Source organism: Halalkalibacter flavus (assembly GCF_036663575.1).
Lineage (GTDB): Bacteria > Bacillota > Bacilli > Bacillales > Bacillaceae_D > Halalkalibacter > Halalkalibacter flavus.
Window position 1 is genome coordinate 1 of sequence record NZ_JAWRVK010000030.1, and the last position, 19,856, is coordinate 19,856.

At 37.6% G+C, this 19,856-nt stretch carries 23 protein-coding genes; 9 read left to right on the forward strand and 14 right to left on the reverse strand.

Annotated elements, in window-relative coordinates; translation table 11 throughout:
* Window positions 1-86: 86 nt before the first annotated feature.
* A complete protein-coding gene (gene gpr, locus SAY88_RS17360) occupies window positions 87-1,208 on the reverse strand; it encodes a GPR endopeptidase (protein ID WP_332633410.1) in 1,122 nt (373 codons plus the stop codon).
* A gap of 220 nt (window positions 1,209-1,428) precedes the next feature.
* On the opposite strand from gpr, the gene rpsT reads away from it, so the two are divergent.
* Window positions 1,429-1,695, forward strand: coding sequence for a 30S ribosomal protein S20 (gene rpsT / locus SAY88_RS17365; RefSeq protein ID WP_034625096.1), 267 nt, complete (start codon window positions 1,429-1,431; stop codon window positions 1,693-1,695).
* 47 nt (window positions 1,696-1,742) lie between these two features.
* Here the strand turns inward: rpsT and holA are convergent, their stop codons facing one another.
* Window positions 1,743-2,771 carry a DNA polymerase III subunit delta gene (gene holA, locus SAY88_RS17370; RefSeq protein WP_332633413.1) on the reverse strand — a complete coding sequence of 343 codons (1,029 nt, stop codon included), beginning with the start codon at window positions 2,769-2,771 and terminating at the stop codon, window positions 1,743-1,745.
* Between the two features lie 410 nt (window positions 2,772-3,181).
* On the opposite strand from holA, the gene SAY88_RS17375 reads away from it, so the two are divergent.
* A complete protein-coding gene (locus SAY88_RS17375; RefSeq protein WP_250095792.1) occupies window positions 3,182-3,316 on the forward strand; it encodes a YqzM family protein in 135 nt (44 codons plus the stop codon).
* 96 nt (window positions 3,317-3,412) lie between these two features.
* Here SAY88_RS17375 and SAY88_RS17380 read toward each other — a convergent pair whose 3' ends face one another.
* From SAY88_RS17380 to SAY88_RS17390, 3 genes are all read right to left on the reverse strand, one after another.
* Window positions 3,413-5,728 carry a DNA internalization-related competence protein ComEC/Rec2 gene (locus tag SAY88_RS17380; protein WP_332633477.1) on the reverse strand — a complete coding sequence of 772 codons (2,316 nt, stop codon included), beginning with the start codon at window positions 5,726-5,728 and terminating at the stop codon, window positions 3,413-3,415.
* 6 nt (window positions 5,729-5,734) lie between these two features.
* Window positions 5,735-6,313, reverse strand: coding sequence for a ComE operon protein 2 (locus SAY88_RS17385; RefSeq protein ID WP_332633416.1), 579 nt, complete (start codon window positions 6,311-6,313; stop codon window positions 5,735-5,737).
* A gap of 70 nt (window positions 6,314-6,383) precedes the next feature.
* Window positions 6,384-6,995, reverse strand: a complete 612-nt coding sequence (locus tag SAY88_RS17390; protein ID WP_332633418.1) for a helix-hairpin-helix domain-containing protein — start codon at window positions 6,993-6,995, stop codon at window positions 6,384-6,386.
* 67 nt (window positions 6,996-7,062) lie between these two features.
* On the opposite strand from SAY88_RS17390, the gene SAY88_RS17395 reads away from it, so the two are divergent.
* Window positions 7,063-7,317: a DUF2533 family protein gene (locus tag SAY88_RS17395; RefSeq protein ID WP_332633420.1), complete on the forward strand. Its 255-nt coding sequence runs from the start codon at window positions 7,063-7,065 to the stop codon at window positions 7,315-7,317.
* Window positions 7,318-7,388: 71 nt separating this feature from the next.
* Window positions 7,389-8,213 carry a late competence protein ComER gene (comER, locus tag SAY88_RS17400; protein ID WP_332633422.1) on the forward strand — a complete coding sequence of 275 codons (825 nt, stop codon included), beginning with the start codon at window positions 7,389-7,391 and terminating at the stop codon, window positions 8,211-8,213.
* 52 nt (window positions 8,214-8,265) lie between these two features.
* Here the strand turns inward: comER and SAY88_RS17405 are convergent, their stop codons facing one another.
* From SAY88_RS17405 to yqeH, 8 genes are all read right to left on the reverse strand, one after another.
* On the reverse strand, window positions 8,266-9,021 hold the full coding sequence (locus SAY88_RS17405) for a class I SAM-dependent DNA methyltransferase (RefSeq protein ID WP_332633424.1): 756 nt from the start codon (window positions 9,019-9,021) through the stop codon (window positions 8,266-8,268).
* An 18-nt stretch (window positions 9,022-9,039) separates the two neighbouring features.
* A complete protein-coding gene (locus SAY88_RS17410) occupies window positions 9,040-9,897 on the reverse strand; it encodes a CvfB family protein (RefSeq protein ID WP_332633425.1) in 858 nt (285 codons plus the stop codon).
* The gene (gene rsfS / locus SAY88_RS17415; protein ID WP_332633427.1) at window positions 9,897-10,250 is read right to left on the reverse strand and encodes a ribosome silencing factor; all 354 of its coding nucleotides are present in this window, start codon (window positions 10,248-10,250) and stop codon (window positions 9,897-9,899) included. The genes SAY88_RS17410 and rsfS overlap by 1 nt, the downstream gene beginning before the upstream one ends.
* The gene (gene yqeK, locus SAY88_RS17420) at window positions 10,250-10,819 is read right to left on the reverse strand and encodes a bis(5'-nucleosyl)-tetraphosphatase (symmetrical) YqeK (protein ID WP_332633429.1); all 570 of its coding nucleotides are present in this window, start codon (window positions 10,817-10,819) and stop codon (window positions 10,250-10,252) included. Before yqeK ends, rsfS begins: the two co-directional genes overlap by 1 nt.
* On the reverse strand, window positions 10,773-11,387 hold the full coding sequence (locus SAY88_RS17425; RefSeq protein WP_332633478.1) for a nicotinate-nucleotide adenylyltransferase: 615 nt from the start codon (window positions 11,385-11,387) through the stop codon (window positions 10,773-10,775). Before SAY88_RS17425 ends, yqeK begins: the two co-directional genes overlap by 47 nt.
* 23 nt (window positions 11,388-11,410) lie before the next feature.
* Window positions 11,411-11,704, reverse strand: coding sequence for a ribosome assembly RNA-binding protein YhbY (gene yhbY / locus SAY88_RS17430; protein WP_332633431.1), 294 nt, complete (start codon window positions 11,702-11,704; stop codon window positions 11,411-11,413).
* The gene (aroE, locus tag SAY88_RS17435; protein WP_332633433.1) at window positions 11,698-12,543 is read right to left on the reverse strand and encodes a shikimate dehydrogenase; all 846 of its coding nucleotides are present in this window, start codon (window positions 12,541-12,543) and stop codon (window positions 11,698-11,700) included. Before aroE ends, yhbY begins: the two co-directional genes overlap by 7 nt.
* An 87-nt stretch (window positions 12,544-12,630) precedes the next feature.
* Complete coding sequence (yqeH, locus tag SAY88_RS17440; RefSeq protein WP_332633435.1) at window positions 12,631-13,740, reverse strand: ribosome biogenesis GTPase YqeH; 1,110 nt, start codon at window positions 13,738-13,740, stop codon at window positions 12,631-12,633.
* A gap of 517 nt (window positions 13,741-14,257) precedes the next feature.
* Here yqeH and SAY88_RS17445 point away from each other — a divergent pair.
* Entirely contained in the window at window positions 14,258-14,398 is a 141-nt protein-coding gene (locus tag SAY88_RS17445; RefSeq protein ID WP_332633436.1) for a sporulation histidine kinase inhibitor Sda, read from the forward strand.
* Between the two features lie 185 nt (window positions 14,399-14,583).
* Here the strand turns inward: SAY88_RS17445 and SAY88_RS17450 are convergent, their stop codons facing one another.
* Complete coding sequence (locus SAY88_RS17450) at window positions 14,584-14,814, reverse strand: hypothetical protein (RefSeq protein WP_332633438.1); 231 nt, start codon at window positions 14,812-14,814, stop codon at window positions 14,584-14,586.
* 374 nt (window positions 14,815-15,188) lie between these two features.
* Here SAY88_RS17450 and SAY88_RS17455 point away from each other — a divergent pair, with 374 nt between their 5' ends.
* The 4 genes from SAY88_RS17455 to SAY88_RS17470 are packed head-to-tail and all read left to right on the forward strand — an operon-like array spanning window position 15,189 to window position 19,852.
* Complete coding sequence (locus SAY88_RS17455; protein WP_332633440.1) at window positions 15,189-17,606, forward strand: Na+/H+ antiporter subunit A; 2,418 nt, start codon at window positions 15,189-15,191, stop codon at window positions 17,604-17,606.
* Window positions 17,603-18,040, forward strand: a complete 438-nt coding sequence (locus SAY88_RS17460; protein ID WP_431308889.1) for a Na(+)/H(+) antiporter subunit B — start codon at window positions 17,603-17,605, stop codon at window positions 18,038-18,040. The genes SAY88_RS17455 and SAY88_RS17460 overlap by 4 nt, the downstream gene beginning before the upstream one ends.
* Window positions 18,040-18,378 carry a Na(+)/H(+) antiporter subunit C gene (locus SAY88_RS17465; protein ID WP_332633442.1) on the forward strand — a complete coding sequence of 113 codons (339 nt, stop codon included), beginning with the start codon at window positions 18,040-18,042 and terminating at the stop codon, window positions 18,376-18,378. Before SAY88_RS17460 ends, SAY88_RS17465 begins: the two co-directional genes overlap by 1 nt.
* Complete coding sequence (locus tag SAY88_RS17470; protein WP_332633444.1) at window positions 18,371-19,852, forward strand: Na+/H+ antiporter subunit D; 1,482 nt, start codon at window positions 18,371-18,373, stop codon at window positions 19,850-19,852. The genes SAY88_RS17465 and SAY88_RS17470 overlap by 8 nt, the downstream gene beginning before the upstream one ends.
* Window positions 19,853-19,856 lie beyond the last annotated feature (4 nt).

Genomic DNA, 19,856 nt, shown 5'->3' on the forward strand with positions numbered 1-19,856 from the left:
TCAAAAAGCTTAAAACACTACGGCGGCTTCTCTCATTGCATCGAGAGCTAAGAAAAGGGGAAAATCACCCCTTTTCTTAGCTCTCTCTAGTGTGTATATGCTCCAACATTTTCTTGGTTTATTTTTTGATGCAGGGCTGCATTTAAGCCGGCTGCGATAACATTAGCCATGTCATCAATAAATACATCTACTTCCTTTGGTGTCACCATTAAATTATGACCAAGCGGCGCAAGTACTTCTTGGATTAATTGACGCTTTTCTGTTTCAGGTAAATTTCCGACCATCCCCATAATTGTTGAACGCTTTTGTTCATTTGGTAAATCCTCGTCTGTTAATTTTCTTTTTTCACCGAATGTCATCCCAGCTGGAGCAAGAGAACGAGACGGTGCATTTCCTTCTTTCATCTCTCTTCCAAAGTGTTTTAACACGTAATCAATCGTATCACTCGTAATTGATACCGCGTCAACAACTGTAGGGATACCGACTGCAATCACTGGAATTCCTAGCGCCTCTTTACTTAGTTCTTTACGTTTATTGCCCACCCCGCTTCCAGGGTGAATGCCTGTATCCGAAATTTGAATTGTGGAATTGACTCTTTCAATGGAACGCGAAGCCAATGCGTCTATAGCAATTACAAAATCTGGCTTTGTCTTCTCAATTACACCATAAATTACATCGCTCGTTTCAATCCCAGTTAATCCCATGACACCTGGTGTTATTGCACTAACTGAACGAAATCCATCTTGAACTTGTTCAGGAGCTAATTTAAACAAATGGCTTGTAACTAATAAATTTTCTACAGCAATAGGACCTAACGCGTCTGGTGTAACATTCCAATTACCAAGACCTACAACGAGACATTTATCAGTTTCTTTAATTCCTATATCTTTTAGAAAAGCAGAAAAAGAATTGGCAAAGACACGTTCCATTTTTTCCTGTAATTCCGTATCCTTTTTTCGAATCCCCAGAGCTTCGAATGTTAAATAATTTCCGGCCTTTTTCCCTAATCTTTTTGCACCAACTTCATCAATGACTACTCTTGTTATTGAAACACCATCTACTGTTTCTTCATCTATTTGAACCCCATTCACCTCTTTTGGAGGCATTCCTTTAGCAGCCTTTTCTTCTTGTTCTAACACCATTTGATGCGCTTCGACCGCTAAATCAGTACGTATTTGATATTGGTCAAGATTTAATTCTTCACTCATTTTGGACCACACTCCTAGTATAGACTCTCTCGTGAATGTAGTGTCTCCGTTCATACGTGTTTTCATTCTTCTATTGCAATCATGCGTCATTTTTGGTAAAATGCAATTTGTTGTATGAATGATGCGAATTGTGTCAACGTACCTTGAACAAGAAGCGAAACCGTTCATAAATAGATGGACTGGGATCAACCTGAACAACATGTATTAGGAGGTGAATGATATGCCAAACATTAAATCTGCGATCAAACGTGTGAAAACAGCTGACAAACGTCGTGCTCAAAACATGTCAGTTAAATCTGCTCTACGTACTGCTATCAAGAACTTTGAAGCAAAAGTAGAAGCTGGTGACGTTGAAGTAGCGAAAGCAGCTTTCACTGAAGCTACTAAGAAGCTTGATAAAGCAGCTAACAAAGGTCTTATTCATAAAAATGCAGCATCTCGTCAAAAGTCTCGTCTTGCGAAAAAGCTTAACGGACTTTCTGCATAATGGTAAAAGCACACGAATCGTCTTCGTGTGCTTTTTCTTTTCATCTTTTAATTTTCATGAACACTTGCTAGTTTCATTAACAACAGTTCGACCGCAAGAACTTTCTCCATTTTACCTGATTTAATTGCATAGTCGGTATCCGCTGCAGCTTCTAATAATTGAAGGAGACGTTGATCATCAAATTTATTCATTTGTTGGCTCGCCAGCTTGACAACATATGGATGTAGCTTTAACTGCATCGCTATTTGCTTCTGCGAATAGCTTCTTCGACTCATTTCCTTTACTTGATAATATATTCGTAACTGCCTTGCAATTAGAGCCAATAATTTTAACGGTTCTTCTTTTTGCTTTAATAAATCATGATAAATTGATAATGCTTTATCTAACCTTTGTTTCACTGCAAACTCGATTAATGCAAACACATCTTGTTCCAATGAACGGGCCACAAGAAGATCGACAACCTTCCCATCTACCTGCCCCTCTTGTCCTACATACAGGGCCAGCTTTTCCATTTCAGATGCAAGTAATAAAAGCTGCGGGCCTACACGTTCAAGCAAATGGTCTTTTCCATCAGATGTAAATCGAAAGCCTTTCGCTGAGGCTTGGTCATCTAGCCACTCAGACAGCATTCGATCATCAAAAGGGAAACACTCCACTAATGTTGTTTTTTGCTTTAGTGCTTTCGTAATTTTTTTTCGTTCATCTAACTTTTCATAAGGTGCTAATAAAATAAATATCGCTTCCGGCGAAGGCTGCTCTATGTATTGTTGCAAACGTTGTATATCATGTTCTAACTTTGTATCAGGCTTTTGAGTCGAAACAAGGGAGAAATCTTTTACAATTACGACCTTTTTCCCACCAAAAAAAGGAAACGTTTCTGCCTCTTCCACAGCAAGGTCAAGCAGAGTATCTTGGAGACTATACGTTATAACATTTGGGTCATCTTGTGCACCAACTGTATGTTTTACAATTTGAAACAAGAGGTCTTCCATTAAAAACGTTTGTGTCCCATACATAAAATAAACTGGTTTTATGTTTCCGCTTTGAATTTCTTTTCTTATTTTTAAATATGACATGTTCATTCCTCATTTTCACTTGCTTATTTCCCATAATTTTTGGGAATATTATTATAGGAGTTTATTGTGCTCGTCCTTCTCTTAGGATAGACAATGATTGCCCATATGACAAGAAAAATGAGAAAGGGGTCTAGCCCCGTAAATGCCAGACCCCCATTTATGATAAACGCCGTAAAATAAGAACCCGGGACCTCTTACTTACGACGATAACCATGACCGCCTTGCACTATTTATAATATCCTATGCAAACCAAAAGTATAGGTGACAACTCTTTACAGACAAACCAACTATCTGAAAAGTTTTTTACAATTTATTGAACCATTCATGATTTTGTCAAATTAGCGAACAATCTACCTAGCATTTTTTCAGCCCATCCCGTATACTTGAATTTGAATAAGGAGGAATGCCAGATGCATTTTGAAAAAGAAGTACAATGCAAACGTAATGATGCAATTGATTCTGCTGTTGGATTTATCATTCCTTTTGGTTTCTTTGCAACCCTTTTCGTAATCGCTACAATTGTAGATGTATTTAGTGGTATGTAAGAAAAAGATGGTCTAACAGATAAAAGAGGGTGTCTAGGTGTTACGAAAAGGTGCTTAACCTATTCCAATACGCTAGACCCCTCTTTTTCCTATTTATTACTGACCTTTTGGCGTTCTTATGTTAAGCTCTTTGTTTTTTATTAACAGTTGTACCGCGCCATTTAGGTCACTGCGCCAAATTGTAACCTCTTGTTCCTCTAACCTGTTCATGACATCAGGATGAGGGTGACCAAATCGATTATTGCGCCCAACTGAAATGAAAGCAGCCTTTGGTCTTAATTGTTGTAGAAAAGGATCTGTAGTTGAAGTCTTGCTTCCATGATGACCGATTTTCAAAATATCAACTTGAAGTTCAGGGTAATCTCTAACCAGTCTCCTTTCGCCTTCCTCTTCCAAATCTCCAGTAAATAATATAGATACCTCCTCCACATTGGCCAAAAGTACGATAGACCTTGCATTTAAGTCATATTCTGTTCCAACAGGTGATAATACAGAAAACGAAGAACCACCTGTACTCCAGCCCATACCTTCATTAACAAAATGAATAGTCGCTCCATTTTCCGATAAAACAGTCAACAGATCACGCTCAAATCCTCCCTCTACCGGTCCCTTACTATATAATACTTCTTTAATTGCAAGACCCTGAGCTAAAGCTTTCGCACCACCTATATGGTCAAGATGACCGTGTGTTAAAATTAACCGGTCGACTTTTCGAATACCTTGAGCTTTTAGTGTTGGCACAACAATATTAGCTCCTACATCAAATGCTCTTCGTCGACTTCTCCACTCTTCATTCATAAAAGAGATCGTCCCACCAGTGTCAATTAAGTAAACTGCCTTTCGATAAGGAAGCTCTATAAGAAAACTGTCCCCTTGGCCTACATCTATCATGGTGATTTTTGCTCTTGAATCTGTATATGGAAGGAACAGTTGAAACAAAAGGATCAAGCTTAAGAATAACAATGGAGTTCTCCACCACAATTTTCCCCCTTTTTCCCAACATACAAATCCATAGATGATACTGACATAGAAAAGGAACATAATTAACGTAGACGGTTTTCCAACAATAAGAGTCGCCCATTTTAATTCTGCAACTTTCAAAAGAGATTGATGAACAATAGGGACCACTGCTTCTAATAAATAAAGGAACACATTATAGTTAGTTGGCAGAAAAAAGAATATGAGAAAGGATATGAAGGTTAATGGAAGGACAAATAACGAAATAAAAGGAATATAGATTACATTCAACGGAAGACTCAAAATAGGAATTTCATACATATGAAGAAGGATAATAGGAAAGGAAATGAGTTGAGAAACAATCGTAATTGCCACTAGCTGGAAACCTGTTTGATTATAACGTCGTTGAATAACAGGCGCCGAAGTAATTAGACCAAAAGAGACTAAAAAGGATAACTGAAACCCTAGCTGAAATATAATAAACGGATTAATTAAAACATAACCTAAATACACAACGACAATACCTAAAAGTGGCGGAATTCGTAACTTCATGCGCATAAATAATAGAACAACCATAGACATAAGTGCTGCTCGGACAACAGAAGGTGCTGCACCAGCAATCGCACTGTAGATAGGAAGCATAAAGAGAAGCACCTCCATTGATCGCTCCCTCGTTACACCGATTCTAATTAACATATAGAAGCTAGCAGCTACAATCATCCCAACATGCAAACCTGAAACAGCGAGTAAATGAACGACACCCAACCTTTGATAAGCTTCTAATAACTCTCCTTCCATCATTACTCTTTCACCAAAAACTAAGGCACTCATAATGCCACTAAAATCAGAGCTAATGTTCTGTTCAATTTTTCGTAGTTGATTTTGACGCCACCGTTGTAGCTTCAAAAAATAACTTTGATGATCCGTACTAATACACTGGATGCCTGCTCGATTAGGTCTTAAAATCCAAAATATATTTTGCTCGTATAAATAACGTTTATAATCAAATTGTCCAAAATTCGTAGGAGGCAATGGCTGTGAAAGAACACCACTGATTTTACATGAATCACCGACTAAAATGGATTTCAGTTGTTTTTGCTCATACTCATCATAAAGGTATGCTTGAATTTGAATCACTTCTTTTTTATTACTCTCAAGCCGCATTGATAATGAATCACCATCTATAACAGGAATGGTCTGAACTTCACCGTAAATAGTCTGTTCACCAGCTACAAATACCGTCTCTCTTTGATCAACAGTATATATACCTATAAAATAATATATAAGAAAAGTGAAAGTGAAAAGAAGTATCTTAAGTTTGAAGTATTGACGATGAAATAGGCAAAAAAGGAGGAAGGTAGTAAGGATGAAAAGATACGGCAGGTTTGCTCCTCTTAGAGCTAAAAAGAGGCCAAGAGTAGCAACGATCGGGAGGAGAGAAAAGAGGTGAATAATATTGGCTCACCCCTTAAAAAAGCTTTGTTTAAATAGAGAATTAGCTCGATCACGTAACACTTGGAGATCTTTGGTTGCAACACCCGCTTGATCTAATTTATCTAACAAGTCTGCTGTGAATTTCATCTTATCAAGATGGTGTTGATCCAAGCTTATCTCATCTAACTCGACTTGAACAACATGAATCCCTGCTTCTTTAAACATTTCTTCTGCATAAGGATGATTTTTATAATCCTTTGCATAATAGACACTTTTGATGCCTGCCTGGATGATTGCTTTAGCGCAATGCACACAAGGGAAATGCGTCACGTAAATCTCAGACCCTTCTGTCGGAACACCGAATTTTGCACATTGAAGAAGGGCGTTTACCTCTGCGTGTATCGTTCGGATACAATGGTTGTCTACAACATAACAACCTTCATCTATACAATGAGCACCACCAGAAACAGAGCCATTGTATCCACCCGCAATAATTCGCTTTTCTCTAACAATTGTTGCTCCCACCATTAGACGGGTACAAGTACTTCTTAACGCTAACAAATGACTTTGTGCCATAAAATATTGATCCCAAGAAATTCTTTGCACGTTTTATCCTCCTAATCTTCATATAGTTAGTTTAAAAAAAAGAAGCAGCAACGTCAATGCTTATCGGATTTTATCGAAATATAAGGTGTTCTTGAAGCTTTTCAATCGATTTCGGTCCAATCCCAGATACTTGTAATAGATCGTCTACCCCTTTAAATGGACCATTCTCATCACGATAAGTTATGATTGCAGCAGCTTTAGCGGGCCCTATTCCTGGAAGTTGTTCAAGATCCGTAACCGTAGCTTGATTGATGCTTATTTTCCCATCACTTTCTCCTACTCCATGAAATATAAAATCATTAGTTCCCCCTTCTCCTTCAATTGGTACATAAATCAGCATCTCATCATGTAATAATTGAGCTAGATTTAACTTTAATTGATCTGCATCATCCCTAAAGCCTCCCGCAATTTCAATTGCATCCACAATTCGTGTCCCTCCTTCCAACTCATAAACACCGGGACTTCTAATCGCACCTTTTACATCTACCACTAGACTCGTTTTAGTCTCTGTACTTACAGGAAGAAGCTCACCTTGAGTAAATTCCTTTTGGTATTCGTTCCAATCAAATACAACTTCTTCTTCTTTGGGATTGCTAAAATGCAGAAACAATACTAAACTGACTATTAGTATGAATACACCTATTGCCCCTGCTTGTTTTAAAGTAGCTATTTTTTTCAACATATAAACACACCTTTCATTTTTGATAGGTTTAAAAAAACAACAAAGAATAGTAAGGAGACGATATTCAATGACTGTACATTTACAAATTGCTGAACAAGTAAAGAAACACCGTGAAGCACAAAAACAATTTCTAGCATTAGATGCCCAAAGGGAGCGGGCAATTGAGAGTGTGCTCGAATTAGCCAAATCAGGAAAAACAATTCAAACAACAGAAATTAACCAGATCACCAAAGAAATGAATCAAATTGCCATGCAGTTTCAATTCCCACCTCGAAAGCTTATAACGCCTGAGATGGTCGAAAATTATATAAATGAAAAATAATTGAAGTCATAACATCCCTTTCAACCTCATACGTTTAGTCATAACGATAATCGTATGAAGGAGGGGCTATCTTGAAAATTGGAGTAATTGGAACAGGTAGTATGGGGACGATTTTACTTGAATCATTCATAGAATCTGGTGCCATTTCTCCGCACCAATTTGTCATAACTAATCGAAATAGAGAAAAAGCTCAAGCTATACAGGAACGCTTTCCCGACCTTAAGATTGCACCTGATGCAATATCAACAGCAAAGCAGTCAGATGTCATTTTCTTATGCACCAAGCCTTTACAAATGCCAAATGTGTTACGCGAAATTACTCATGTATGTGATAAAAACAAGTTATTAATCTCTATTACAAGTCCCATTTCAGTTGTTCAATTAGAAGAAATGGTCAGTTGTAAAGTTGCCCGTGCAATTCCAAGTATTCTGAATCGAGCCTTAACAGGACCTTCCCTATTAAGTTTTGGAAATAGATGTCATCCAGAAGACCGCACATTTGTGACTAACTTAATGTCATCAATTTCTGAACCGTTAGTTATCGATGAGAATATTACACGTGTATCTTCTGATATCGTAAGCTGCGGTCCTGCTTTTTTTAGCTATATCATGCAACAATTTATTGATGGGGCAGTTAGACAAACAGACATTAGTCAAGAAGATGCGACAACTCTTGCTACAAATATGATGATTGGAATGGGTAAGTTATTAGAAAAAGGACATTTCACCTTACCGACGTTACAAGAACGCGTCTGTGTCCCTGGAGGGATAACTGGGGAAGGAATAAAAGTGTTAGAAGCTGAAATTGGACCGATGTTTGATCATCTGTTTCAACAAACACATGCGAAATATTATGAAGATCAAGAATTAATTTCTGAATCTTTCACGAAAAAATAAGAACCAGGAAGAGCCGATCGGCTCTTCCTGGTTCTTATTTCGTTACTTCTTTCTAAATTCCTTTATTATTTTTCCGTGCACAAAAGAAAATTCGTTCACTTTTATTAGTAGGATATTCGCTAGTAAAATCCGCTTGTATAGATATATCACAAAACCCAGCTTCTACTAGCCATTGCTTATATTGGTCAACCGGATAAGTTCGCTGTTTATGTAATTCAAGCATTCGTTCATAATAATCTAATTCATTTTGTACAAAAAACGTTAATTCATGTTCAACACTATATAGGTGATCACCTTCAAAAGAATTCCATATATATGCAATTTCACCGGCATCTTCAGCAAACGTATGTCCAATAAAGCCTTCTTCTATCTTCGAAACTGAATGGACATCAAATAAAAGAAGGGCCCCTTCCTTCATTTGCTCAAACAAACATTGAAACGTATCGACAACTTCCTGCTCGGTTTCCAAATAATTGAGGGAATCACAAAAGACTGTGACAACATCAAACTGCCCTAAGCCTTCTAAGTCCGTCATTGATTGCTGAATTAATAAGGGGGAAAAGCCAGCTTTCTCGCATTTTTCCTTTGCAATAGCTAGCATTTCAGCTGATAAATCAACCCCGACTACTTCAGCACCTAAATCATTCAACCTGACCAATAGTTCCCCCGTACCACATCCAACATCAAGAACACGACTCCCCAAGAGGTTGGACTTGTGTATTTGTCTATGCATATAATCGATCCATTTGTCATAAGGCGCATCCGCCATTAACGTATCGTACAAAGCAGCAAACGCTTGATAATTCATCGATCTCATAGTCTCCTTTTATGACTTCTTTATATGCGTCCAACCATCTCGCTGTTCAATTTTATTTTCTTTCATTAATTTACCAAGGGCACGCTTAAATTTAGCCTTACTTATTGAAAATCTTAACTCTATATCTTCTGGTGGGGTTTTATCCCAATAAGGCATCGAGCCGCCTCTCTCTTGCAAAAATGTGTAAATACGCTCCGCATCTTCTTCTTGCTGCTCAGACCTTAGCGGATTCATGGTGACATTAATTCGACCATCATCCCGAACAAATTGTACGCGAGCTGTAATATACTCTCCGTATCTTGGTGTGCCACTCATTTCGTCATTATGAAGAAAAGCAATATACTGTTCATCCGTTAATAGCAGTGCACCTTCGTCAAGAAAATGATAAACATACCCATTTACTTCTTTGTTCATCGTTTCTTTCGGAGCTTTGTTGGCCGTTTTTTCAACAGGCTCTCCTTTTACGAGCTTAGCCATTAAGCGACCTCTCTTGTCCCATGTCAATGAAAGAGGGAGTTTGTCTCCCGGTCTAGGCCATTGTTCACGATCATAAGGAAGCTCGTCCATTGACAAGAAAAGATCTCTAGAGATGCCGTTATGAAAGAAGACACCATGGCCTGTTTTTACCTCAACCGCTTCTAACCATTTAACTTCACCCATTTTTAGCAAAGGCTCTTCCATTGTTGCAGCTAAGCGTCCTTGGTGGTCGTGATACAAAAAGACGTCAACCCGATCTCCTATATCAATACCTTCCTTCGCTTCACGTTCATGCAGTAGAATATCTGATTTTCCGTCACTTAAAAAGTAGCCAAAGTTCGCTTTTCGGATAACCTCCAATTTAACACTATAACCAGGCTTCAATTCCATTAACCTAATACTCCTTCTAATTCTACTACAGGGGCATCTCCCCATAATTTCTCCAAATTGTAATAAGCTCGTTCATCCTTATGGAACACATGCACAACGACATCACCTAAATCAATAAGAACCCATCTTGCTTGGTCGAACCCTTCTAGTCGTTTAATTTCAATTCCTTGTTCTTGGACTACTTTTTTCAATTCATATGCAATAGCTTGGACTTGCTTGTCTGAATTACCATGACAAATGACAAAATAATCAGCAATCAGTGAAACACCTTGCATATTTAGTGCAACAATATTTTCTCCTCTTTTATCATCAATCGCCTTTACTGCAAGTGATAAAATTTCGTTCACTAACATCACTTCTCCTTTTTTTGTTTAATTAAATGATTGTATGTTGCAAGTGTATCTGGATAAACACGTTGTCTTCGTTTCATTAAAAAACCAATTGTATTTTCAAGCGCTTGAATAATCGCATCATCTAAACTGACTTTTGCAATCTCACGAACATCGTCAACGCCTTTAAATTTTCGACCAGGTTCAATATAATCAGCTAAGAAAACGACTTTTTCTAAAAGAGTCATTTCTGGCCTTCCTGTTGTATGATAGTAAATGGCATCTAGTATTTCTTTATCGTCAATGCCAACTTCATCTTTCACAAAATATGCCCCGCATGGTGCATGTAGTAGCTCATCTCCGTAATCAAGAAACGATTTATCTACTAGTTTTTCCTGAATGACCTTTTTCATTTCTTCTTTATCGCGAAATTTTGCATAATCATGAAAAATAGCAGCGAGCTCCGCTTTTTCCTGATTAGCACCAAAGCGATTAGCAAGTTCAATAGAAGTTTCTACTACTCCTAGTGTATGAATATAACGGTGATCAGTGAGATGAAGTTTGACGATGGCCAATGCTTGTTCTCGGTTCATATAGCTCCCTTTCTTTCACCAATGCTTCCACACTATTTGGAACCATATACGTAATCGGTTTTCCTTCTTGAACCCTCTTGCGAATTGCAGTTGATGAAATATCAACTTGGGCCATTTCCAAAAGACGGACCTGCTTGGCATAATTAGTTGTATCCACCGAAGACCCTGGACGCTTCACACCTATAAATGTAACTAACTCCAATAATTCATCGACTTTCTCCCATTTAGGCAAATACTCAATCATATCTCCGCCAATCAAAAAATAAAACTCATAAGTTGGATATAATTGTTTCAACTGTCTCATTGTGTCAATTGTGTATGATGGTCCTTCCCTTTCTAACTCAATTGTATTAACATAAAATTGTTCATGATCATCTGTAGCCCCTACAAGCATATCAACCCGATCTTGATTTGAAGCAAGATCATCGCTTTCTTTGTGTGGGGGAACATTAACAGGAATAAACCAAATTTCATCTAATTCAAATTCAACTAATACTTCTTGAGCAAATAACAAGTGTCCTAAATGAGGAGGATTAAATGTTCCTCCAAATAATCCAATTTTTTTCATCATCTCACTCTCCTGCTCTTTACTTAAGAAGGGAGAACTAATTCCTTATTTTCTTTAGACTCTTTATATAAGACAATCGTGTTCCCAATGACTTGAACGAGCTCTGCTCCTGTTTTTGCAACAAGTCGTTCTACGACGTCATCTTTCTCTTCCTCACAATTTTGCAAGATGCTAATTTTTAGTAGTTCTCTCGCTTCTAAAGCATCCTCTATTTGTTTACTCATATTATCATTTACTCCACCTTTTCCCACTTGAAAGATTGGGTTTAAATGATGAGCTTTTGAACGTAAAAACCTTTTTTGTTTACCAGTTAACATGTTGTTCCTCCTAATTGTTCTAATACTATTTTCCTCATCCGATTTCGATCAGGGGTTACTCCATTCCAGTGTTCAAATGAAAGTGCAGCTTGATTGACAAACATTCCTACACCATTGATTGTTGTGGCCCCTTCTTTTTTTGCCAATTTCAATAGCTTTGTTTCTAACGGGTTATAAATAAGGTCACAAACTACAGCCTCTCTTTTTAAATTTCCTAAGTCTAGTGGCACCTCCTCTACGTTTGGACTCATTCCAACAGAAGTCGTATTAATAATGACATCATACTCATCTAGACTCTTTTCTGCTTGTGCACGATCAACTGCTTTGGCTGGAGTCTTCAACGTCTTTGCCAATTGCACGATCGGATCCGCCTTTTCTAATGTTCGATTTGTAATGGCTAGATGCCTAATGCCATGCAGCATAAGTGCGGTAGCCACACCCCTTGCAGCACCACCTGCGCCAATTAGTAATAATCGTTTGTCTTTCAGGTCTTCATTTAGTTCCTCTATTAATGACTGAACAAACCCACGACCATCTGTATTGTATCCAATTAACTTACCATCTTGATTAACAATCGTGTTGACAGCACCTATGAGACGGGCTTCTTCATCAATCTCATCCAAATATTCCATAACAGCGACCTTATGCGGAACAGTTACATTGCAACCAGCTATTTGCAAAGCTCTTATTCCATGAACGGCTTCTTTGACGAACTCAAGCCCTACATCAAAAGCATGATACGTTGCTTCAATTCCAATCTGATTAAATGCGTCGTTATGAATATTCGGAGACATTGAATGCCCTACCGGATGACCTAATAAACCAAAGACTTTCCCCACCTATAACTCCTCCCAACAAAACGCTCTTTATTATAGAGTCTGTTCAAAAAGGGGTAATTTTTCCCTTTTGAACATTTGAACGCGCTCTTATATAATTGATTCTCTAATTGTCACATTAACTCCTTTTGGGGCATATCCTTCTACTTCTATATTCATTCCGTTCACTGTGACCCATCCTAATCCTGAAAAGACAATGTCAACCTTTTTATCTTTAATACGAAATGTATGCTTTACAAGTGAAGGGAGTGATTCCTTGCTTTTGGTGCCAGGAGGCGTTAAAAGCTCTCCTAAATGATTTTGATACAGCTCTTCTGCCTTTTCTCTTTTCGTTCTGTGAATTTTTAGTTCATTTGAAACATAGCAAGTAAAGGATGTTCTATCTCCTGTAACAAAGTCAAAACGACCAAGCCCACCTAAAAATAATGTTTGTCCTTCATTTAATTGGAAGACCATTGGCTTTATTTCCTTTTTCGGCGTAATTACTTTTAGCTCTTGCTTATCTATATAATGAGCCATTTGATGATGATTAATAATTCCCGGAGTGTCATATAGCGCTTTTCCATCATCAAGTGGGATATCAATCATATCTAATGTTGTTCCAGGAAAGTGAGAAGTTGTAATTAACTGCTCGGTATCCCCGCCAAATGCCTTAATCATTTGGTTGATAAACGTTGATTTTCCTACGTTTGTACAGCCAACAATATAAACATCCTGCCCCTTACGCAGTCGATCTATCTCAGAAGCAACCTCCTCTATTCCAATTGCTTTTTCAGCACTCATCAATAAAACATCGATTGGCTTTAGACCAAGATCTTTTGCAGACTTTTTCATCCAATTTACTAATCGGTTATGATTAAGTGATTTTGGCAAAAGGTCTACTTTATTTCCAACTAACAATACATCATTTCCACCGACAAATCGGTGCAGGCCTGGTAGCCAACTTCCTGTAAAGTCAAAAATATCAACAATTTTCACTATCAATGCTTTCTTTTGTCCTAAGCCATTTAATATTTTTAAGAAATCATCATCAGTTAGTGAAACATCTTGAACTTCATTATAATGAGTTAGACGGAAACAACGTTGACAAATAATCACATCTCTTTTTAGTGCAGATGCGGGTGCATAACCAAGACTGTCTTTTGACTCAGTTTGGATCGCTACACCGCAACCTGCACAAATTGTATTTCTTTCTTCCATATTATCCTCCTACTTTTTCATCCTTCTTTAACCTACATACTTCTATTATGAGAGACAATCGATCCATTCATCCCGACAGTTGAATTGCCGATTGTTGACATTGTTTTACGTAGTAAATGCCACGTCTACCAAACTTTAACTATACCTTTTGTTATTTTTTTTTTCAAATGTAACGGTCAGAAAAAGACGTTGTTTTAAAAAAACTGTTATTATTTTCAACTTTTCAAAAAATTTTTCGACAAAACTAAGCACTAATCAACACCTGTGGATAACTTTATACACGCTATCCCCTTAATATCATAAGGGTTTCTTATTGGTAATAAACAGGAAACTAACAACTTATCCACCTAGCAGTGTGGATAAGTAGAACAGTTGTTCTATTCCTGAAGTCGTGATAGGATTAAAACACATTAAACACAACTTAGTAATTTATTCACTTAAAACTGATTCTATTCCTATAAACTTGTCCAAACTAAAAACGGAGGAGGTGAACCTGTCGAATTTTGACAGGAAACAAATGCAAAACCTTTCTGATGAATTATTAATTGAGACATATTACAAAGCCATTGAGTTAAACTTGAACCATGATTTTATTGAATTAATACGTATGGAAATAGCGAAACGTTCCCTCTCTGATAAAATAAAATTATCTTCATAATGCAAAGGGCAGCCATCACAATGATAGCTGCCCTTTTTTTTAAGCCTGTCCCAAAGTCCAGAACAGAGGTGGCAATGGATCCGTCGCTACTCACCATGAGTGAGTACGACTACGCTCATTGCTTGGAGGGATCTCAAAAGGTTAGAAACAGACCTTTTAAAACACCTCCTTTATAGTCTATCAACTCATTCACTACGTTCTGGTACACGATTACCAATACGAATATATTCTCTTGGCTGGAACGGGAATGTAGTCGGAACGACATTATCATGCAGTTGTTGGATTGTCACATTGTTCGGCCCATCAAGCCCCTTCTCATGAATCGTACGATTATTAAATTCATTAGCGTACCACCCACCAGAAAATAGGACAAGAAAAATACATACTGCCGCTAACCCCTTCTGCTTATTGTTCATTGTTGTCACTCCTATTTTTTGGTAACTCTTTAACGTTCGTCTTGCAAAATTGCTTGCTTTTGTTTATAGACTGTCGCACCGTTCCAAAAAATATACATACTTTTTCCAATTTCAATGAAATTAATCATGGATACCCTTAATTTTTTCATTACAAAAAAAATTTTTTTCTTTTATTTTTTCTCATTTCTACATATTTAATAAGTTTTTGAAATTTGGTAGATGCTAAGAACGTCTTGGATGCACGTGTTTAAAAAGTAGGTTATACTTTTATTTAGTCTTGAGAGTTGTGTATTTTGCAGGAAAATTTTGAGGGTAAATGAAAGAAAGATTTACACAAGTTATAACTGTTTAAAGTAAAGAAGGAGGTATGTCAATTGACGGTTTTACATTGGGCTACAATCTCCCCATTTTTGTTAGCCATTTTGATCCCTTTTTTGTATAAGTACGTAAGACCAATACATACGGGGTGGTTTGTCCTTGTACTCCCGCTCGTCTTATTTATTTATTTCATCCAGTATTTGCCAATAACTTCCGCTGGAGAAGTTATTGAGCACACTGTCCCTTGGGTTCCTTCTCTTGGGATTAATTTTACTGTTTATCTGGATGGATTAAGTTTGCTGTTTCTACTGCTTATAACAGGGATCGGAACTCTAGTTATTCTTTATTCGATCTATTATTTATCTAAGAAGACAGAGAAGCTTAACAACTTTTATGTTTACTTGTTAATGTTTATGGGGGCTATGTTAGGTGTTGTATTATCTGATAACTTAATCGTTCTCTATGTATTCTGGGAATTAACAAGTTTAGCTTCATCCCTATTAATTAGTTATTGGTTCCACCGTGAGAAATCTACTTATGGTGCCCAAAAATCAATGCTAATTACTGTGTTTGGTGGATTATCGATGCTTGGTGGTTTCTCTCTCATGTATGTCATGACAGGAACATTCAGCATTCGTGAAATCATTGCTAATGTTGATCTAGTAACAACAAGTACTCTCTTTTTACCTGCAATGCTCCTGATTTTGCTAGGTGCTTTTACAAAATCTGCACAATTCCCGTTTCATATTTGGTTACCGGATGCTATGGAAGCACCTACACCAGTAAGTGCCTACTTACACTCAGCTACAATGGTTAAAGCTGGAATCTATTTAGTAGCTCGTCTTACTCCTGTTTTTGGCGGGGCTGCAGAATGGTTCTGGATCTTATCAATATTTGGAATCGTAACGCTTTGTTGGGGTTCGATATCTGCCGTTCGTCAAAAAGACCTTAAATCCATTCTTGCTTTCTCCACGATTAGTCAGCTTGGGTTAATTATGTGTTTACTTGGTCTTGGTTCGGCATCTCTTTACTATGGTTATGGAACAGATACGATCTATACAACAGCGATTCTTGCTGCTGTATTCCATCTAATTAACCATGCTACGTTTAAAGGTAGCTTGTTCATGACTGCCGGAATCATTGATCATGAAACTGGTACGAGGGACATTCGTAAACTTGGCGGTTTAATGACGATTATGCCAGTAACATTTACCATTTCTCTTATTGGTCTTGCTTCAATGGCTGGCCTACCACCTTTTAACGGTTTCTTAAGTAAAGAAATGTTCTTTACTGGAGTGTTGAACTCAACAGAACTTAATATCTTCAATATGCAGACATGGGGTATGCTTTTCCCAATTCTTGCTTGGATTGCGAGTGTATTTACGTTTGTTTATTGTATGATTATGTTCTTTAAAACCTTCACAGGTAAGTTTCAACCAGAAAAGCTTGATGTAAAACATGTGCACGAAGCACCTGTTGGAATGTTAATCAGTCCAATTGTATTAGGGTCTTTAGTTGTCATATTCGGCTTATTCCCTAATTTATTAGCTTACACCTTGATTGAACCAGCCATGGCTTCGATCCTACCTAATTTGCTAGGGCCAGATGACAGATTCTACGTAAACATTTATCATTGGCATGGGTTTAATGCAGAGTTATTTATGACGATTGGAGTCATCGTCATTGGTACAGTCATCTTTTTAATGATGAAGAAATGGGCTAAGATGGCTTTCTATTTAAAAGAAAGAGATCCACTCAATTGGTTCTATGATCGTTCTTTAAGTGGGTTAATTAGCGGTTCTCAATTTGCAACAAGAATCCAAATGACAGGATTATTGCGTGATTACTTCGCTTATATGTCTGTGTTTATGATTTTGCTCTTTGCTTATACAATGTATCGTTACGATGCATTTGCCATTGATACAGTCAATATTACTGGTATTGATCCATTTATGTGGATCTTATCGATTGTATTTATCGGGGCAACAGTTGTCATTCCGTTTATTAATCATCGGATCACAGCTATTGTCGTTGTCGGTGTTATTGGATTTCTATTAGCATTGTTCTTTGTTGTCTTTCGTGCACCAGACTTAGCTTTAACACAATTACTTGTTGAAACGGTCACAGTCGTACTCTTCATGCTTGTGTTCTACCACTTGCCTGAGCTGCGCAAAGAATCGTTTAAGCCAAAATTTAACATTGTTAATTTAGTTATCTCAATTGCGGTTGGTGCGCTAGTCACAGCTATTGCTTTTAGTGCATCTGCCCTTGGAAACGAAGCAGGATTTGAATCTATTGCTGAATATTTCATTCAAAATTCAAAAGAGCTAGCTGGTGGATATAACATGGTTAACGTTATATTAGTTGACTTCCGGGGACTTGATACTTTACTTGAAGTACTTGTACTTGGTATCGCAGCTCTTGGGGTTGTAACTCTTATTAAACTTAGAATGACAGGGAGGGAAGATGTGTGAAGAAACAAATCAAATCGAATGAGTTAATGCTTCATACTTTGACTAGAGTTGTCACCTTCATCATCCTAGCCTTCTCGGTGTACTTATTCTTCGCCGGGCATAATAACCCCGGCGGAGGCTTCATTGGGGGACTAATGACAGCTTGTGCGCTTCTTTTAATGTATCTCGGTTTTGATATGAAGAGCATGAAAAAAGCCTTGCCTTTTAACTATACAACGATCATTGCAGTCGGACTGTTAATTTCAATTGCAACAGGCGTATCTAGTATGTTGTTTGGCTATCCATTTTTAACTCAATTTTTTGAATACTACCAACTCCCTATTTTAGGAGAGACAGAACTGACTACGGCATTGCCATTTGACCTAGGGATTTACTTAGTCGTTGTTGCAATTGCCTTAATCATTATTCTAACGATTGCGGAGGATGATGCATAATGGAAATTTTAATGTCCATCGTTGTTGGGATCCTCTTTATGGTCGGAACATATATGATTTTAACGAAAAGCTTATTACGTGTTGTCTTAGGACTTATCCTATTATCACACGGAGCTCATTTGTTGCTATTAACAATGGCAGGATTACAAAGAGGAACACCACCATTGTTAAGTTTAGGATCAGAAGCTTACGCCGATCCGCTACCGCAAGCTCTAATCCTAACAGCGATTGTAATTAGTTTTGGGGTCACATCTTTCTTGCTCGTTCTTGCCTATAGAACATATAAAGAACATAAGACAGATGACTTAGACCAATTGAGGGGATCTGCTGATGAATAACTTAATTATTTTACCAATCCTAATCCCGTTTATTATTGGAACGATTTTAATATTATTTGCGAAGCATCATACAATCCAGCGCGTGATTAGCGGAATCACAGCGATTGGGATGCTAATCCTATCTATCTATATTGCTGTGTTTGTCTATCAGAATGGTATTACTGTTTTAGAACTTGGTAATTGGCAAGCACCCTTTGGAATCGTCTTAGTTGCAGATATGTTTGCAACGATGATGGTTATCTTATGTAGCATTGTTGGGGTCGTTTGTTTATTCTTTGCTTTTCAAACGATCTCATCAGAACGTGAGAAGTTTTTCTTCTATCCGTTTTACTTCTTTTTACTAGCAGGGGTAAATGGGGCGTTTTTAACAGGTGACCTATTTAACTTGTTCGTTTTCTTTGAGGTTATGCTGATTTCTTCTTATATTCTTATCGTAATGGGAGGAACGAAATATCAGCTTCGAGAGTCCTTTAAATATGTGGCGATTAACGTTTTTGCATCGATTTTATTTATCGTTGGTGTAGCATACATTTATGCAGTAACAGGTACGTTAAACTTGGCGCAAATAGCTGAGCGAGTAGCTGAAATAGAACAAACTGGTGTGTTGAACGTAATAGCCGTTCTATTCTTCGTTGTTTTTGCAATGAAAGGGGGATTATTCCCACTATACTTTTGGCTCCCGCGCTCCTATTATGGGCCGCCTGCTGCGATCGCTGCTTTATTCGGGGGACTATTAACAAAAGTTGGGATCTATGCGATTATTCGTTCTTTCACACTTATATTCACACATGATCCTGGTTTTACTCACTACCTCATTGTAACGATTGCTGGTTTTACGATGATCTTTGGGGTACTTGGAGCCGTTTCTCAATTTGACTTTAAACGAATTCTTTCGTATCACATTATTAGTCAGGTTGGTTACATGGTAATGGGGCTTGGAATCTATTCTACACTTGCTGTTGCCGGAGCAATTTATTACATTGCTCACCATATTATTGTTAAGTCTGCTTTATTCTTATTTGCTGGAGCGACTCAGAAAATAACCGGAACGACCGATCTTAAGAAAATGGGTGGTTTACTTAAAACCCATCCTTATCTTGCTTGGATGTTTTTCATCTCTGCTATCTCATTAGCTGGGATTCCGCCATTAAGTGGTTTCTTCAGTAAGTTTCCAATTATTTTAGCTGGTTTTGAAGAAGGAAACTATGTAATAGCAGCTGTTGCTCTTGCTGTTGGTCTCTTAACTCTTTTCTCTATGATGAAGATTTTCATCTATGCTTTCTGGGGAGAGCAAAAGCATACAGAGGAACAAGCTAACATTAAAGTTGGCAAACTGTTATTGCCAATCGTACCACTTGTTGCGCTGACAATTGTACTTGGTTTCGCTGCAGAACCAATCTTTGTATATTCATTGCAGGTGGCAGAACAAATCCTAGACCCATCGATTTATATCGAATCTGTTCTAAAGGAGTAGTTGC